Source organism: Bradyrhizobium sp. 33ap4 (assembly GCF_032654765.1).
Lineage (GTDB): Bacteria > Pseudomonadota > Alphaproteobacteria > Rhizobiales > Xanthobacteraceae > Bradyrhizobium > Bradyrhizobium australafricanum.
Window position 1 is genome coordinate 1 of record NZ_JAUMTJ010000075.1, and the last position, 15474, is coordinate 15474.

Below are 15474 nucleotides of genomic sequence, written 5' to 3' on the forward strand. Positions count from 1 at the left end.
GATCCCTTCGCTTCAGGCCGCGAGAGCCCGTTCATGAAAGCTGGATGCGGGAAAACTGCACGTCCAGTTTGTGCGGCGGACGGAGGCCAGCGCGAGAGCAATCGAGCGCGCCTCCTCCGACCCGACAGGCGGAACGAGTTTCGCTGAAGGCCCGAACGCTGGAAAGACGTTTGGATGTGGAAGCCTCGAGCCGGCCATGCGGCTGAAATCCAGGTCACTGGCCTTTGGAGCGGCGGGAAAGGGTGAAGCCCGGACGGCGCCGCTCAAAGGGGCCGAAGCCGACACGACGGAGACCACTATCTGAGCCTCTGGCGCGGACGCAAAACAAACCGTTCGCGCTTAATCCGGTGAACCGCCGTATACGGACCCGTATGTACGGCGGTGTGGGAGGGGAGAGTCGCGAGACTCCCCCTATCCCGATTGCCGATCTGCCAGCTTAGCGTTGTGGCCGTGCCGTCCGTGCGCCGACGAAATCCGCACACCGTTTTCTGGGGTGCCATTGCGATGCTGAGCGAGGCGGCGACTGTGTTCGCGCAAAATGTGGACACATTTCTCGGGGTAGGGGACCTGCCCGCCAGCCTCCATGTCGCGGCCTTGCTGCTGCTCGCGATTATCGTCGACCATCGCCTGGCCGGCATGATCGCGGAGGAATCATGATCGCGCTCGTTGGGCTGTCCTTGAGCAGCCAAGTGCTCATGGCAGTGCCGGTGTTCCTGGCCGGATTTTGCTCTTCTGCGGCGGGTTTCGCGCCGCTCGCTTTCTCCGCGACTGTCTATTCGGCCTCAACCGTCAACCGATGAGGTCTCGCGGTGTAGTGGGGACATCGTGCGCTTACTGTCGGCATCGACGTCCGGCAACCCGGGGGCACGAATCGTTGGATTTGCGCACCCACCCAAGTCGGCACCACCTTCCCGGTTTCTTGCTTGGTGGCATACCATGAGGGCGTCACATAGTCCTCGGACTGTTGGTCATCAGCCTGATGCGAGCGGCGCCGGCGGGGCCGCTGACGCCAGCGGGAACATTGAGCGCCGTTCGAAGCTGGCGAAGATTGGCAGCGTCGCTTCTGGCATCGGCAGGGACCACAGCCACGCGGGCGGCGAGCAGCGCAAGGCGATGCTGCATCAGACTTGCTAGCGCAAAGGGGCTTTGGTTCGACTCGCGCCCCGCGACCGCGGCGAGAGTTCTCCAATTGCTTCGGAGCCTTTCTGACCGTGGTCGAGCAGGGCAGTTTGTCCGCGGCGGCGCGCCGGTTGAAAACACCGCTCACAACGGTGAGCCGCAACGTATCTGAGCTCGAGTCTCACCTTCGGACGAAGCTCTTCAACCGATCGAACCGACAGCTGGCGTTAACCGAGACAGGCGCTTCCTACCTTGCGGCCTGCAAGCGTATCCTCACGGACGTGAGTGAAGCGGAGCGTACAGCGTCCGGTGAGTATACCGCGCCGACTGGCGAGTTGTCTGTGACCACCCCGCTGGGTCTTGGGCGTATCATCCTCATGCCGATCATCGTGGACTTTCTCAAGACTTATCCGGATATCAAGGTCCGGATGATCCCTACTGATCAAAAACTGAGTCTGGCTCAGGAGCAAATCGATATCGCGGTGCGGATCGGCGAGCTCCCGGATTCGAGCTTGATAGCGTTACGGCTCGGCAGCACACGCCGAGTGGTCTGCGCCAGTCCCACCTATCTGGCGGCTCGCGGAACGCCGCGCACGCCAGACGATCTGGTCGAGCATGATTGCATCAGTTATGCCGGCTTCTCGCCACCCGATTCCTGGACATTCGTCAGGGACAAGGCGACCATAGCGGTGCCAGTGCGTACGCGGCTCATCGTCGGCAGCGCCGAAGCGGCTTGCGCCGCCGCGTGCGCTGGCGCGGGAATTTCCATTGTCTTTGCCTATCAACTCCATGATGCGCCGGGGGAAGGAGCCTTGACAACCGTCCTCAATGCATTTCAGCCGCCGGCAATGCCGGTCAACCTCGTCTACGCGGCCAACCGTTTTCTGCCGATCAAAGTTCGCGCTTTTCTGGACTTTGCCGCGCCGCGGCTGAAGCGAGCCTTCGCGGAGTAGGCCGCTACGGGGGGCTCGGTCCGAGCTTCCGGAATTTGGAAGCGCGACCCGCGACCGCCCGCGTCGGCTCCATCAATGGCCTCGCCATCCGCCTGCGCAATCTGATCGATGTCGCACGCGACTGCCGGCTCCTGCGTGAGGCAATCGTTGACGATCACGATCCCGATTCACTGCCTCTTGCCTTCCCTCCCAGCCCGTTGGCGATAGCCGTCCCGCATCGGGACTACTGGTCTGCGCTCCTGTCGGCCGGGTCGGTGGCCCTTGCGGTGCTGGGCTGCTGCTGTTTCGTCATTAACGACGAGGAACAGTCCGTAGAAGTTGCGGAACGTCGGAAGGGGATCGTCGACGCCCGCGAGAAGGCTGCCGACGACGGCAGCAAAAAGCGGAGCGACAATGCCGTCGGTCCAGCCGGTCAGTCTTGCCGTCGCGCTCTGGGTCGGCATTTGCCTATACCTCTCGCTGCTCGACGGCACGCCGCGCAGCTACATATTCATGCTCGCCGGCTACACCGTGGCGCTGCTCGGGTTTCCGATCGTCAGAGCTCCGCAGGCGACGTTCGACATTGTGGTCTCCCGGGTGCAGGAAATCGCGCTCTGCGGGGTGGGCGCACGAAGGTGGCGCTGCGGACCGGAAAGCACCTGACATTCAGGCCTGCAGGCGCCATAGGCGACGCGCTAACGCGCACGCCGTCGCCAATTGCTCGGGGTATCGCCCGTTAGCTTCCTGAACGCCGCGGCGAACGCGGTTTGGGAAGAATAGCCGAGCGCGACCGCGATTGAGAGCACCGACGCGTCGGTGTCGCGTAGCATATTTTTAGCTTCCTCCAGCCGTTTCTGGCGTCGCCAAGCATGCGGGGAGAGCCCGGTGCTTTCCTTGAAGGCGCGGCAGAAGTGAAATCGCGAAAGACCAGCATCAGAAGCGAGCGCCGCGAGCGATACGTCCGCATCGTTATCCGCACGCAGGCGCTCGATGGCGCGGCGCAACACTATCGGTGAGAGGCCGCCCAGCGTCGGCTGGAACGTGGTCGGCACACCGACATGCGCTGCCAGCAGGCGCGTGGTCACGAGGTCCATCAGCTGATGCCTGAAAAGGGTATCCAGGCCGTTGCCGTCCATGGCACCGGCCGCTGTCAGGAGCAATCGAGATGTAATGGAATCGGGCTGCGCCGTCCGCTCCAGGAGATCGGTTGAGGTGGTGCTGTCGAGCTCACCTGCAACCCGCTCGAGCGTGGTGTGCGGAAGATAGAGTTGGACGACGTCGACAGGCTTCGGAATATCCCACCGAGAGCTCGATCCTTCGGGAATGATGATCACGGCTCCGGGGCGAAGCGTACCGATAGCGACCGCGCTTCCCGTCCGCCGCACTATGCGCTGCACCGTGCCGTTGTACGCCATGATCACGTGATGGCTCATGGGCGCGACGACGTCGTGCAGCGGATCATGCTTCCAGTGGGCGATGCCGGCGCCGCAGGAATCCAAAGCCATGTGAAGTGGGGTGGTCCCGACCACCCGCGCCATTTCTGCACTAGGGTGAGGTCGCTCGACATGGGCCGGAGTGACTTGGCACGCCTCAGGCGCACCTGACGCGTCCTCCAAGGCATCGCGCGAGATGTGCTTGTTCATGAACGTATGCTCGCCTCAGCGGGAATGCAGGTTGTGGCCGTGACCTGGCCTGGCTGGGTTCGTAGGGGGGATGCGCACGTCAGTGCGCGTCGGGTGCAGGGCGGGCAGAACCCTTGTTCCCGAAGGATGTGAAAATGTGTACAGTTTCCAGCGGAAAAGACCTTGCAGCCGGCCCGAATTGCGATTGAGTTTTCCTTGGCTTCTTGTCCAAGAAGGATCACAAGTGCCGTTTCTGTTTGAAGATTATCGCCTGGATGCCGGGCGGCGCGAGCTCAGGCGAGGCTCCGAACTCGTCCCCGTTGGACCGAAGGTGTTCGACCTGCTGCTCTTCCTGGTTGAAAACCGCGAACAGGTCGTGACAAGGGACGATCTTTTGAAGGCGGTGTGGGACGGACGGATCGTGTCCGAATCCACGCTGACCAGCCACGTCAATGCCGTGCGCAAGGCAATAGGGGACACCGGCAAAGAGCAACGTCTGATCCGGACGGTTTCTCGCAGAGGCCTCCGGTTTGTTGGTCAGATCACTGAGGAAGAATTGTCGGCGCGAGCCTCGGTCACGGACCCGGGTGCGGACGTTGGCGTTCCACGTGTAGAGAACATCCAGGAGACAATCAGGGCCTTTGAGGTCGATGCGCCTACTGGAGCGCGAGAGGCTGCGCCATTTCTTGCTGCCGCAACAGAGAGCCCGCCTCCGCTGCCGGATAAGCCTTCCATTGCGGTGCTTCCGTTTCAGAACATGTCCGGCGATGTCGAACAGGAATACTTTGCCGATGGAATGGCCGAAGACATCATTACGGCGCTGTCCCGTTTCAAGGAGCCATTCGTCATCGCCCGAAACTCAAGCTTCACCTACAAGGCGCGGGCAGTCGACGTGAAACAGGTGGGGCGTGAGCTCGGGGTACGCTACGTGTTGGAGGGGAGCGTTCGCAAGGTGGCAAACCGGGTGCGCATCACGGGACAGCTCGTCGATGCCGCCACCGGAGCGCATATTTGGGCGGACCGTTTCGATGGCGAGCTCGGCGACATCTTCGAATTGCAGGACCAGGTGACCGAGAGCGTTGTCGGGGCGATCGCGCCCGCGGTGGAAAAGGCTGAGATCGAGCGCGCCAAACGCAAGCCGATCGCAAGTCTCGATGCCTACGCCATCTATTTGCGCGGTCTGGCCGGTCTCCATCAGTTTGGCAACCGGCAAGCGAACGAGGAGGCATTGCGTCTTTTCAAACGGGCAATCGAGCTCGACCCGGAATTTGCGACCGCCTACGGTCGTGCAGCGTCTTGCTACCTCATCGCCAAAATCAACGGCTGGATCACGGACACGGCGAATGCAATTGCAGAAGTAAAGACGCTCACTCAGCGGGCCGTCGAGTTGGGCAAGAATGACCCCATTGCGCTCTCCGCCGGCGGGAATGCGTTGGCGTTTGTCGTTGGGGAGCTCGGAGTAGGTGCCGGCTTGGTCGACCGCGCGCTGGCGCTCAATTCCAACCTGGGCGAAGGATGGAATTTTGGCGGATGGATAAAAATCTGGCTCGGCGAGCCGGAAGCGGCGATCGAGCGCTTCGCACGCGCCATTCGTCTGAGCCCACTCGATCCGTGGCTGATGGGCATGCGGGCCGGGACCGCGTACGCACATTTTTTTTCGGACCGTTATGACGAAGCGGCATCGTGGGCGGAAATGGCATTGCAGTGCAGCCCGGACTACCGACCGGGATTACGCATCACCGCCGCCAGCAACGCAATGGCCGGCCGCCAGGAGCAGGCACGCAAGGCAGTGGCTCGGCTGCGAGAACTCAGTCCAACGCTGCGCCTTTCTAATCTCAAAGACGTCCTTGGCCCTTATCGACGCGCCAAGGACGTCGCGCGATATGAAGAAGGGCTGCGGCAAGCAGGGCTGCCCGAATGATCATCCCAGCCAAGATGCTCGCGCCGCCAATGGCCCCGAGCGGATGCGCTCGGGTTGCCGTTTCTTCAGACTCGGCGGTGAGGTGAGGCGCGCCTCATGTCGTGGCTAACGTCAAGCCGTGTGAGCCAACTGGCGTCTGTTAGCGCCGCGGCAAGTCCGCTTTCGAGAAGTCGGGTTCCTCCGCGGGGTGGCTCGTTTGCAAGGCGTCGATAGCATGCGCCGCGAAGATACTTGTGCTGACCATTGCGAGGATGGTTATCAACATCTTGATGGATCCACGTTCATCATGAGTTTCCAAAAAAGGGCTATTGTCGGGGAGAAGCGCGAAGCGCATCTTCACGCTGGAATGCTGCTGCGTGGGCAGGTCCCGCTTTGTTTGAAGCCCGTGCCGGTTCACTCGCGCCTATCGCGCGGTCCAACCTCCATCGACGGAAATCGCCGTGCCGGTGATCTGGTCTGCTGCGGCCGAGCACAGGAAGGCGACGGTGCCACCGAGTTGCTCGGGAGATGCGAAATCAAGGGACGGTTGCTTCTCCGCGAGAAGCTCCTCGGTAGCTTGCTTCTGACTGATGCCCCGCTGCGTGGCGATGTCGCTGATCTGCTTCTCGACCAGGGGCGTTCGCACCCAGCCGGGGCAGACCGCGTTGCAGGTCACGCCGCTTCCGGCGGTCTCGAGGCCGACGACCTTGGTGAGGCCGACGAGGCCGTGCTTGGCGGCCACGTAGGCAGCTTTGTGGGTCGAGGCGACGAGGCCGTGCGCAGAGGCGATGTTGACAACCCGCCCCCAACGCTGCTGCTTCATCTGCGGCACGGCGGCCGAGATTCCATGGAATGCCGCCGACAGATTGATATCGAGGATGGCCTGCCACTTGGCGGCCGGGAATTCATCAACCGGTGCGGTAAACTGGATGCCGGCATTGTTGACGAGGATGTCAAGACGTCCGAATTTTTCGACGGTCGCATGGATCAATCCCCGCACGGACTCACCCTTCGACATGTCGGCGCCATCGTAGACGCAGCGCACGCCGTGATCGCGCTCCATGCCGCTGCGGATGTTTTCGATCTCATTCGCGTCGCCGAAACCGTTGAGCACGATATCGGCACCGAGCCTGGCGAGCTCCCTGGCGATTCCAAGTCCGATGCCACTGGTCGATCCAGTGACGACGGCTACTTTGCCCTTCAACATGGCAGATTCCTTTCAACGTCGATCTTGCAGTGGACGCTTGCGGTCCGTCCGAATGGCCTGCAATTCAATCATCGGTCGATTCGTTCGCTTCTGAGCCGCGTCCGAGCCGATCAGCACGGGAGGTTCGTCGTACCCGTTCCGACTGCTGCAGAAGATGAGGGCCGTGAGCCCGCATCCGACGACGAGCGAGAACAGCACGCCGGCGGCCATGGCGACGTAGCCGGCTGCCGAAACCTCGATCCCGTCAGCAAGCGTCCAGCTGACGTAGGCGACGAAATCGGTGGCCACCAGGAGCAGGACGAGCACCAGGATGATCGTCCACGAGGCGGCGCCGGAACGTGCCGGCGCAGATCGCCCGGGCGGTGGACGAAGCTCCGTCGCGGCGTTCTGCTCGGGAGCGTCGGAAAGGGTCGGCATGGTGTTCTCCTGATATAAGGGCGACGCGAAAGCTCAATCGCGGCGATGGATGTCGTGGGTGACGATGCCGAGCTCGGGCGGGGGCGGATCGAGGCGCCGTCCGTTCGCGAGCGTGTGGCGGATGTCTTCCAACCCGCTCTGCCAGTGGGCGCGCATCGCGCTCAGTCCGAATTCGTAGTCCCTCGAATGACCTTCGTGGAGCTTGGTCTGGTAGATCAGGTGGATGATGTTGTGGGAGCGATGGCGGGCCATATCCGCGATCGCGCGGATTTCCGGATCCCTCTTTGCGGCCTCGGGCAGTCGCTCGATCACCCGCTGCAGGGCCTGACGCATTTTCTGCATGCGCAGCGCCTGGTCGGTGACGGCGCGCGTGCGGCTCGAATATTGAATGTCCTTCTGACGGCTAGACACCTCCATCATGTCGTAGGGAACGCGGCCTCTGGCCGACCAAAGGTCGATCTGGAAGGTCAGAGTGTCGCGCGGCTCGCCGGACAGCACGCGTGACAAGGGTGTGTTGGAGACCACGCCGCCATCCCAGTAGTGGTCCCCCTCGATCTCGATGGCTGGGAATCCAGGCGGCAGGGCGCCGGAGGCCATGAAGTGCTTCGGGCAGAGCCGGCGTTCGGCGGTGTCGAAATACGTCAGGTTGCCGGTGCGGACGTTGACCGCGCCGACGCTGACGCGCACCTCGCCGGAATTCAGTCGGTCGAAATCGACGAGCTTCTCCAGCGTCCGGAGCAGGGGCGCGGTGTCGTAGAAGCTGGTCGCCGCATCGCCAGAGAACGGCGAGAAAAGCGGGGAAGGGAAGCGCGGCCGAAAGAAGCCCGGCTGACCCTGAACCAGGGCCCGCATCGCCGCCAGCGCATTGCGGATCGAGTGTATGTCGAAGGCAAAAGGCAGGGCATTGGCCAGTCCTTCTCCCGCCGGCCATTCGATCGACTGGGCGCAGATGATCTCCCAAAACTCGCGCAGCCGTTCCACGCGCTCTTCTTCCGGGGCGCCGGCGATGATGGCAGCGTTGAGTGCGCCGATCGAAATGCCGGCCAGCCAGTTCGGCCGGATCCCGGCCTCATGCAAGCCCTCATAGACGCCGGCCTGATAGGCGCCGAGCGCGCCGCCGCCCTGCAGGACCAACGCCACGACGTCGTAGGGCAGCGACCGGGTCTGCTGCGCTACCGGATGGGTCTGTTCGCGCATCACGTTCAACATTGCAGGGCTCCTTGGATGGTGATGACGGTTCAATCGGCTCTGGCTTCGATGGGGGCTTCGGAGGTCGCTCCGCGTCGCCGCACGGCCGGCAGATAGTCGTGGACCACGGTGCCGAGCCCGAGGGTAAGATCGGCAACGACGTGCTTGGCCGACAACACCTGCAGCACCGGCAGCTCGGCGACGGGCGCAAGCGCATGCGAGTAGAGGTCGAGCGCAGCCGGCCCCGTCCACGCGCCCTTCACGGCGATATCCTCGCAGTGATAGCGGATCAGCTCGCAGATGCGTGCGGTGCCGTCGACATGCGGGATGATCTTGAGCAGGAAATTCGGCGCAGCGAGTTTCTTCGCTTCGGCTTCGATATCGAGGGCGCGATGCTTGTAGCCCATGGTGCCGGTGGCGATGCGCACCGAGCCGTAGTTCAGCGTGCCGACCAGCGTGTCGATCTCGACGGCGAGCTTCGGCTGCGCCAGCTTCTTGGGAAAGCCCCACAACTCGCGCCCGCCGGCGATCGGTGGATGATCGTTGAGGAACATCTGGTGGACGAAGCCGCCTGCCTGGCCGCGAAACGACACGGGGATGACCTGGCCGCTTTCGGTGTAGTCGCCGAACCCGGTGGAGTCGGGCATCCGGATGAATTCGTAGTTCACCACCGGCTCGGTCACTTCCAGCGGCTCGGGCACGATGCGGCGCAATGCCTCCGGATCGGTGCGGTATTGGATGATGAAGTATTCGCGGTTGACGAACCGGTAGGGGCCGGGCGGAAAGGCCGGGTTCGTCAGCGGCATGGCGAACGCGCTCGCGCGCACGGTCTCAAGTTTCATCGTCGTCGAGCTCCAGATTGATCCAGGTGAAAGGGCCGCGCCCCGCCGTCGAAGCGCGGCCCGATAGCGGTCAGTAGTCCCAGACGGCCGGCACCCAGCGGAAAGTATTGCCCGCAACCGCCACATGCCCGATGGATGGGAACGGCATGTGCGTGGCCACCAGCAGACCGCCGGTTTCAGCCACTTCACGCAACAGCTTGATACGAACGCGAACCGCTTCCTCGGGGTCGTGCTCGAAGCCGTTGAACCAGTCGGGGTGCTCGAACCCGACCGTGAAGACAAGGTCGCCGGCGAATGTCAGTTGCTCGCCGCCGGACGTCACGTGAACGATGCTGTGCCCCGGCGTGTGGCCGCCTGTACGCGTGACGAGCACGCCAGGGGCGACCTCGCACTCATCCTCGAACGTCCGCAACTGGTCGCGATACTCAGCCGCGAACTTCTTGGCCGTCTTGCGAAGCGCGTCCGGGAATCCGTCCGGCATGGCGACCTTGGAGAAATCGGGATCCTCCCAGAACTTGACCTCGGCAGCCGCCACGTGGATGCGAAGGTCAGGACGCAGCGCCTCCTTCACACAGTCCATGAGTAGTCCGCCGATGTGGTCCATGTGCATGTGCGTCAGCACCACATCGGTCACGGACGTGAGCTCGACACCGGCTGCCTCGAGCCGAGGGATCACGTGCCCGGCCTTCTCCAGGTCCGGAAACTCCGTCCCCATCCCGGCGTCGACGAGGATGGTCCGGCCGCCACTCTTCACCACGACCACGTTCAGCGCCCAATCGAACGCGTCCGGCGGCAGGAAATTCTCCTTCAGCCAGGCCGCTCGCACCGCCGGTTCGGCGTTGTGGGCCAGCATCGCACCCGGCAATAGCAGCACGCCGTCGCTGACCACCATCACCTCGATGTTGCCGATCTTCAGCGCGTAGCGCGACGGGACCAACTCGTCGACCTTTGGTCCAGCGGAGGGTGAAGTCATGTGCAGGTTCATGTTCGTCTCCCGTTTCATGTATGGCTGCTGGCTGGTTTCACTGGAGCAGGCCGCGCAGCCAGCACGGAGCGCGACCCGTTTCGCGTGAAGGGGTCTAGAGGAAGCCAGTCACGTCGGTCACACGCTCCGGATCCGCCGAGGCGAGCGCGGCGGCGCGCTGGGCCTTCGGCGGATAAATCCAAACGGTGTTGATCTCCTGCTTGGTCTTCTTGGCTACGTCGCCAACCATGGCCACCTTGCGTTCCCAGCCAGTCGTGAAGAGCGCACCGGCCTCGCCAAGGTCCAGGCAGGTCACGTAACCCTCCTGGTGGTAGCGTTTGGTCGGTACCCCCAGCAGCTCCGCGGCAGCGTTGTTGCCTGCGAACGCGCCCATCCGCGTGGCGTGCTGGCAGGACATCAGCGCGTAATTGCCGTCGCCGTCGCAGGCGGCGCGCGCGGCGTCGCCGGTGGCGAAGACGCCGTTCACTCCCGGTACGCGCAGATCGCGGTCGACCAGCAGCCGGCCGAAATTGTCGCGTTCGGCGGGAATCTGCTGGGTCAAGGGCGCGGCGCGAATACCGGCTGCCCAGATCACGGTCTCGCTTTCGATGTGCTCGCCGCTGGAGAGCGTGACGCCGGACTCATCGAGCGAGGCGACTCCGGCGCCGAGCCGGGTTTCCACGCCGAGCTTGCGCAAGGCGTCCTCGATGACGGGGCGGGGCCCTTCGCCCATGTCGGGGGCGATCGCAGGATTGCGGTCGACGATGATGACGCGCGGCTTGGCCCCTTTGCCGAAGATCTCGCGCAGCCGCGCCGGCATTTCGGTTGCGGCCTCGATGCCTGTGAAACCGCCGCCCGCCACGACGACGGTGTCGCGGCCGTTCACAGCCGGCCGCTTGGCGAGGCCTTTCAGGTGCTTGTCGAGCGCCACCGCGTCATCGAGCGAGTCGACGGCAAACCCGTGCTCGGCGAGGCCCGGAATCTTCGGACGGAACAGTTTGCTGCCGGTGGCTACGACCAGGCGGTCGTAGGACAGCGTCTTCCGGGGTCCTTTGCCAGTTGCGATCTGCACCGAGCGGGACTTGGTGTCGATCGTCTCGGCGCTGCCCTGCACGTAGTTGACGTCGATGGCGTTGAGGACATCGAGCAGCGGCGCCGTCAGGGTCTCGGGCTTCGGCTCGTACAGCCGGGGGCGCACGACGAGCGTCGGTTCCGGCGAAACCAGCGCGATCTCGAGCTCTTCCGGCGAAACGCCCCGGATGTCGCGCAGGCGGGCGGCGGAGAGGGCGGCGTACATGCCGGCGAAGCCGGCGCCGATGATGACTAATCTCATGTCTTTGCTCCTTGGTTTGGACTTCCGAAAGTCCGCGCGCTACCGCCGCCACCCTTCACCAAGGGCGGCGATCGACGACGACGCGAAGGCGTTAAACGAGGGCGTCAGCCCGTTATGGGGGGAGGCACTCCGGCGAGCGTGCTGACATCGGAGACTTCAGCGACCAGCCTTGTCGAAGAACGACGGGCTGAGCCGAGCCCAGAACCCAATCCTGGTAGGGCAGCCAAGGGCGGTCCCGAGTCGTGATGGAGATCGCGGTATAGGTTCTCTGCAGGGATTGCACCGGGATCTCCACCTCTTCGCCGGTTGCCGAGGTGAAGCGCACGGACAGCGAAAGTCCGTACACGACCGCTGTGGCAAGGCCGCGCCGGCGCGATGTGATTGCAAGCTGGTTGACGAAGGTTTTCCGGATCATCGTCGATCTCCAATGGCGTTCGTTGGACGGTGATGGTCTAGTCCGCCCGCGTAGCGCTGCCCCAGAGGGATTGCCGTACCTGTCGCGCGATTGCTGCTAGTGAACGCGTTTGCGCCGGTCGCTCGGGACAGCGTCGAACGCCAGCCAGGGCTGATGTTTGGCGCGCCACTTGGGGCCGGGGCCGCGCATGTAGTGCAGCTCGGGCCGGTAGCTGTCGCGAATGTCCATGACCAGGTTGCGCACCACGACGGCGAAGTCGGATACGGTCTCGGCCGTCTTGCTGGCGAAGACGGAAATTGTGGACCAGTTCGAAAAATGCAGTGCGATCGCACGGGAATCGACGGTGCTCTTGCGGATCATCTTTCTTCTCCATCCGGTTGGATGTGGGCATTGCGATGATCTAGCGTATCTGAGCTGCGGTCGCCCCAGAGCGATTGCCCTACCTGTAGAGCGATTGCTGCCAACTCATGCGGTTGCGGCAATCGCTCGGGATTGCGGTCACCTCCTGTGACGAATGTGGCCGGCGAGGAACGGCCCCAGTGCGGCTGCGTTAGGAGGACGTCTCGTCCGTATCACGCAGCATTTTCATGTGCCGCAGGGGCGTAGCTGGTTTCGACGGTCCAGGAGTCCTTGGGCTGGCTGTAGAGATGCCAGAACTGCTCGGCCACGCCGAGGCCTCCTTCGATTCCGGAGACACGAGGGTGCAGACGGTCACCGTCGCGACGTGAATTCCCTTGTCCCGGAGCGGCTCGAAAAGTGCGTGGGCCAGGGCGCGAATGCCGGCCTTGCCGATGCTGATCGAAAGAAAGTCCGCGTTGGGAGCGAGTGCGAAGCCGCCTCCCGTCAACAGGATCGCACCCGATCCTTGCTCTTCCATCTTCGGAGCGACAGCCTGCGCTGCCACGAGCGCTCCTCCGATGTTCACGGCGAGATCCTCGTTGAAGCTATCGCGAGGCTGTTCAGACAGAGCCGCCCTGCGCGCGGATGCGGCGTTGTAGTGCAGGACGTCGATCGAGCCGCGCTGTTTCTGAACTTCAGCGACCAGCTCCGCGATGCCATTCGGATCGCTTGAGTCTACCCGTCGTGCGTCCGCCTTGTATCCTTTTCTTGTCAATCTCTCGGCCAGCTCTTTGGTCCTGGCGAGACTGCGGGCGGCCAAAACCACCTGGAAACCTTCTTTGGCGAACCGTTCGGCGGTCGCGAAACCCATCCCCGGGCCCGCGCCGATGCTAAGAAATGTCTTCATTGCCTCTCTCCTTTCGACGCTGCACTAGAAAAGGGGTGAGACCACCGTCGCGGAAGCTCACCGCATGCGTTTTCGCCAATCGGTGGGGGGCTCGCCGGTCAGCTTCCTGAACGCCGCAGCGAAGGCGGTCTGGGAGGAATAGCCGAGCGCGACGGCGACCGAGACGACCGACACGTCGGTATCGCGCAGCATGTTCATGGCTTGCTCGAGCCGGCGCTGCCGCAGCCAGGCATGCGGCGAGAGCCCGGTGCTTTCTTTGAAGGCGCGGCAGAAGTGGAAGCGCGACAAGCCGGCGTCGGCAGCAAGCGTCGCAAGCGAGACGTCCGCATCGCTATCCGAACGCAGACGTTCGATGGCGCGACTGAGTACCTTGGGCGACAGCCCGCCCATGACCGGCTGGAACGTTGCCGGCGAGCCGGCGTGCGCGGCGAGCAATCGCGTGGCCAGAAGATCGCTCAGTTGGTGCCTGAACAACGAATCCAGCGCGGCGCAGCCTTCCAGGGCGTCCGCCGCGCTCAGCAGCAATCGGGCTGTAATGGGGTCGGGATGCGCCGTTCGTTCCACAAGGTCGCCGGGAGCGGCCGTTCCGGCTTCGTGGGCAACGCGTTCTAGCGTTGTCTGCGGAAGGTAGAGGTGGACGACGCTCAAGGGCTGGTAGATATCCCAGCGCGAGGATGAACCCGCCGGAATGACCGTTACGGTCCCGGGACGCGTCATTCCGTTCAAAAACGCTTTTCCGTCGCGGCGTTCGAATCGAACCGGCTCGGCGGGAAAAGCCATGATCACATGATCGACCATCGGCTTGACCACGTCGTGCAGGGGATCATGCCTCCAGAAGGTGATCACGCCGCTGGACGGATCCGATGCCATCTGCAGCGGCGCCATCTTCAGCACGCGCGTCATTTCCTCGTCGGCGTGCGGGCGCTGCTCGCCGATCGGAAAATCGCGCGGCGGTGCCGGAGTCGCGTCCCGCTGATTGTGCGAAGTATCTTTCAAGCGTGGACTGCTCATGGACCGTCCTCGTCGTTGAGGCGCACCCGGATCGAGCTTTCGACCTATCCGTTCTAGCCGCAGTCCGATGCGGCGTCTTGCCCAAATTCGCCCCGGATTGTCCAATGCTGAACCGCCGATGTGTTGGCAGGCGCCCGAAATCGCATTCCGTTGCCGCACCGGGCCATGGTCCGTGCACGAGGCGCCGCACATGAGATGGTCAGCACCGTTGACGTTCTTGCGTGTCGGAGAGGGCAGTGAAGCTTCGACGAAAGCTTGGACGACCGCTTTCTGGCGTCCGATAGTCCACGCACCGTGCGGGGATGACGACATCCGCCGCCCGGCACGGCCAGCAGGACCGGCCCATGGCGCAGAGCGGCTTCCACGGTCAGAAGTACAGGGAATTTCTTCGCCTTCGAGAGCCACCGTCATCGCTGACCACTCGGTCCATCCGAGGTGTCAACGTCGCCGTCACCGAAACTCGGGACGACAATCCCGTTCACGGTCTCTGCGGCGAAATTCCCCTCGAAGACGCGTACATCGTCAGCTTGAAACTTCGCGACTATCCCGACTGCGAATATTGGGAGCGGGGCAAGTGCGTGGTCAGGCCCGACGTGAAGGCGGGCACGACGTACCTTTACGACCTGAAGTACAATCCGCGCTTCGTGATCGAAAGGCCGTTCCACTCCCTTCACTTCTACCTGCCGGCGCTGGCGCTTAACGGTGTCGCGGAAGAGGCCGGCGCGCGGCGCGTGGGCCAACTCGACTGCCAGTTCGGCACCGGCTTCCGCGACGAAATCGTTCGCAATATCGGGGCTTCGCTCATGCAGGCATTGCGCCGGCCATCCGAAGCGAACCAGCTTTTCGTCGATCACATGATGCTTGCGCTCACGGCGCACGTCGCCGAGGCCTATGGTGGCCTGCATGTCAGCAAGCCCGCACGCGGCGCCCTTGCTCCGTGGCAGGTCCGGCGAGCTTGCGAAAGGCTCGAAGCCAATCTCGCAGGAACGGTTTCGCTGCAGCAGATCGCGGCCGAGTTCGACCTCTCGGTCAGCTATTTCTCCCGCGCGTTCCGTGTCTCCACCGGTCTGCCGCCACACCGGTGGCTGCTTCGGCAGCGCGTCAAGGTGGCCAAGCAGTTGATGGCCATTCGCGAGTTGCCGCTATCGGAAATCGCGATATCCGCCGGCTTCGCCAATCAAAGTCATTTCACGCGGGTGTTTTCGTCCGCCGTCGGTGTGAGTCCCGGCACGTGGCGCCGCGAAAAACTGGGTTCGACGGAAGCAGAAGCATGAGAAG

Annotated in this window: 16 protein-coding genes and 2 pseudogenes; 6 read left to right on the plus strand and 12 right to left on the minus strand. The window is 63.4% G+C overall.

Annotated elements, in window-relative coordinates; all coding sequences use genetic code 11:
- The first annotated feature begins 504 nt into the window (after nt 1-504).
- Nucleotides 505-657: a hypothetical protein gene (locus Q2M23_RS37840; protein ID WP_316398770.1), complete on the plus strand. Its 153-nt coding sequence runs from the start codon at nt 505-507 to the stop codon at nt 655-657.
- Nucleotides 654-800, plus strand: coding sequence for a hypothetical protein (locus tag Q2M23_RS37845; protein ID WP_316398799.1), 147 nt, complete (start codon nt 654-656; stop codon nt 798-800). Before Q2M23_RS37840 ends, Q2M23_RS37845 begins: the two co-directional genes overlap by 4 nt.
- 74 nt (nt 801-874) lie before the next feature.
- Here the strand turns inward: Q2M23_RS37845 and Q2M23_RS37850 are convergent.
- Nucleotides 875-958 (minus strand): annotated as a pseudogene (locus Q2M23_RS37850) (FMN-binding negative transcriptional regulator); the annotation flags it as partial.
- A gap of 247 nt (nt 959-1205) precedes the next feature.
- Here Q2M23_RS37850 and Q2M23_RS37855 point away from each other — a divergent pair.
- Nucleotides 1206-2072 carry a LysR substrate-binding domain-containing protein gene (locus Q2M23_RS37855; RefSeq protein WP_316398798.1) on the plus strand — a complete coding sequence of 289 codons (867 nt, stop codon included), beginning with the start codon at nt 1206-1208 and terminating at the stop codon, nt 2070-2072.
- A gap of 417 nt (nt 2073-2489) precedes the next feature.
- Nucleotides 2490-2666 (plus strand): annotated as a pseudogene (locus Q2M23_RS37860) (FUSC family protein); the annotation flags it as partial.
- A gap of 80 nt (nt 2667-2746) precedes the next feature.
- Here the strand turns inward: Q2M23_RS37860 and Q2M23_RS37865 are convergent.
- Nucleotides 2747-3694 carry an AraC family transcriptional regulator gene (locus Q2M23_RS37865; RefSeq protein ID WP_316398771.1) on the minus strand — a complete coding sequence of 316 codons (948 nt, stop codon included), beginning with the start codon at nt 3692-3694 and terminating at the stop codon, nt 2747-2749.
- A gap of 223 nt (nt 3695-3917) precedes the next feature.
- Between Q2M23_RS37865 and Q2M23_RS37870 the strand changes: the two genes are divergently transcribed.
- Nucleotides 3918-5594, plus strand: a complete 1677-nt coding sequence (locus Q2M23_RS37870; protein WP_316398772.1) for a winged helix-turn-helix domain-containing tetratricopeptide repeat protein — start codon at nt 3918-3920, stop codon at nt 5592-5594.
- A 403-nt stretch (nt 5595-5997) separates the two neighbouring features.
- Here the strand turns inward: Q2M23_RS37870 and Q2M23_RS37875 are convergent, their stop codons facing one another.
- From Q2M23_RS37875 to Q2M23_RS37920, 10 genes are all read right to left on the minus strand, one after another.
- Nucleotides 5998-6780, minus strand: coding sequence for a 3-hydroxybutyrate dehydrogenase (locus Q2M23_RS37875; protein WP_316398773.1), 783 nt, complete (start codon nt 6778-6780; stop codon nt 5998-6000).
- A gap of 12 nt (nt 6781-6792) precedes the next feature.
- Nucleotides 6793-7197 (minus strand): hypothetical protein, encoded by a 405-nt coding sequence (locus Q2M23_RS37880; protein ID WP_316398774.1) that lies wholly within the window; start codon nt 7195-7197, stop codon nt 6793-6795.
- 33 nt (nt 7198-7230) lie between these two features.
- Nucleotides 7231-8406, minus strand: coding sequence for a patatin-like phospholipase family protein (locus Q2M23_RS37885; protein WP_316398775.1), 1176 nt, complete (start codon nt 8404-8406; stop codon nt 7231-7233).
- A 29-nt stretch (nt 8407-8435) separates the two neighbouring features.
- Nucleotides 8436-9227, minus strand: coding sequence for an acetoacetate decarboxylase (locus Q2M23_RS37890; RefSeq protein WP_316398776.1), 792 nt, complete (start codon nt 9225-9227; stop codon nt 8436-8438).
- Between the two features lie 70 nt (nt 9228-9297).
- On the minus strand, nt 9298-10230 hold the full coding sequence (locus tag Q2M23_RS37895) for an MBL fold metallo-hydrolase (protein WP_316398777.1): 933 nt from the start codon (nt 10228-10230) through the stop codon (nt 9298-9300).
- Nucleotides 10231-10306: 76 nt separating this feature from the next.
- The gene (locus Q2M23_RS37900; RefSeq protein ID WP_316398778.1) at nt 10307-11524 is read right to left on the minus strand and encodes an NAD(P)/FAD-dependent oxidoreductase; all 1218 of its coding nucleotides are present in this window, start codon (nt 11522-11524) and stop codon (nt 10307-10309) included.
- A 112-nt stretch (nt 11525-11636) separates the two neighbouring features.
- On the minus strand, nt 11637-11939 hold the full coding sequence (locus tag Q2M23_RS37905; protein ID WP_316398779.1) for a hypothetical protein: 303 nt from the start codon (nt 11937-11939) through the stop codon (nt 11637-11639).
- A 96-nt stretch (nt 11940-12035) separates the two neighbouring features.
- Complete coding sequence (locus Q2M23_RS37910; RefSeq protein ID WP_316398780.1) at nt 12036-12299, minus strand: hypothetical protein; 264 nt, start codon at nt 12297-12299, stop codon at nt 12036-12038.
- Between the two features lie 190 nt (nt 12300-12489).
- The gene (locus Q2M23_RS37915) at nt 12490-13185 is read right to left on the minus strand and encodes an SDR family NAD(P)-dependent oxidoreductase (RefSeq protein ID WP_316398781.1); all 696 of its coding nucleotides are present in this window, start codon (nt 13183-13185) and stop codon (nt 12490-12492) included.
- A 57-nt stretch (nt 13186-13242) separates the two neighbouring features.
- Complete coding sequence (locus tag Q2M23_RS37920; RefSeq protein ID WP_316398782.1) at nt 13243-14196, minus strand: AraC family transcriptional regulator; 954 nt, start codon at nt 14194-14196, stop codon at nt 13243-13245.
- Nucleotides 14197-14540: 344 nt separating this feature from the next.
- Here Q2M23_RS37920 and Q2M23_RS37925 point away from each other — a divergent pair, with 344 nt between their 5' ends.
- The gene (locus tag Q2M23_RS37925) at nt 14541-15470 is read left to right on the plus strand and encodes an AraC family transcriptional regulator (protein WP_316398783.1); all 930 of its coding nucleotides are present in this window, start codon (nt 14541-14543) and stop codon (nt 15468-15470) included.
- The last annotated feature ends 4 nt before the right edge of the window (nt 15471-15474 follow it).

Excerpts from the sequence above, each read along its gene's own strand:
- Q2M23_RS37920 (WP_316398782.1), bottom strand. The coding sequence starts at position 14,196 with ATGAGCAGTCCACGCTTGAAAGATACTTCGCACAATCAGCGGGACGCG.
- Q2M23_RS37845 (WP_316398799.1), top strand. The coding sequence starts at position 654 with ATGATCGCGCTCGTTGGGCTGTCCTTGAGCAGCCAAGTGCTCATGGCA.
- Q2M23_RS37925 (WP_316398783.1), top strand. The coding sequence starts at position 14,541 with ATGGCGCAGAGCGGCTTCCACGGTCAGAAGTACAGGGAATTTCTTCGC.
- Q2M23_RS37875 (WP_316398773.1), bottom strand. The coding sequence starts at position 6,780 with ATGTTGAAGGGCAAAGTAGCCGTCGTCACTGGATCGACCAGTGGCATC.
- Q2M23_RS37865 (WP_316398771.1), bottom strand. The coding sequence starts at position 3,694 with ATGAACAAGCACATCTCGCGCGATGCCTTGGAGGACGCGTCAGGTGCG.
- Q2M23_RS37885 (WP_316398775.1), bottom strand. The coding sequence starts at position 8,406 with ATGTTGAACGTGATGCGCGAACAGACCCATCCGGTAGCGCAGCAGACC.
- Q2M23_RS37900 (WP_316398778.1), bottom strand. The coding sequence starts at position 11,524 with ATGAGATTAGTCATCATCGGCGCCGGCTTCGCCGGCATGTACGCCGCC.
- Q2M23_RS37910 (WP_316398780.1), bottom strand. The coding sequence starts at position 12,299 with ATGATCCGCAAGAGCACCGTCGATTCCCGTGCGATCGCACTGCATTTT.
- Q2M23_RS37915 (WP_316398781.1), bottom strand. The coding sequence starts at position 13,185 with ATGAAGACATTTCTTAGCATCGGCGCGGGCCCGGGGATGGGTTTCGCG.
- Q2M23_RS37905 (WP_316398779.1), bottom strand. The coding sequence starts at position 11,939 with ATGATCCGGAAAACCTTCGTCAACCAGCTTGCAATCACATCGCGCCGG.
- Q2M23_RS37880 (WP_316398774.1), bottom strand. The coding sequence starts at position 7,197 with ATGCCGACCCTTTCCGACGCTCCCGAGCAGAACGCCGCGACGGAGCTT.
- Q2M23_RS37840 (WP_316398770.1), top strand. The coding sequence starts at position 505 with ATGCTGAGCGAGGCGGCGACTGTGTTCGCGCAAAATGTGGACACATTT.
- Q2M23_RS37895 (WP_316398777.1), bottom strand. The coding sequence starts at position 10,230 with ATGAAACGGGAGACGAACATGAACCTGCACATGACTTCACCCTCCGCT.
- Q2M23_RS37890 (WP_316398776.1), bottom strand. The coding sequence starts at position 9,227 with ATGAAACTTGAGACCGTGCGCGCGAGCGCGTTCGCCATGCCGCTGACG.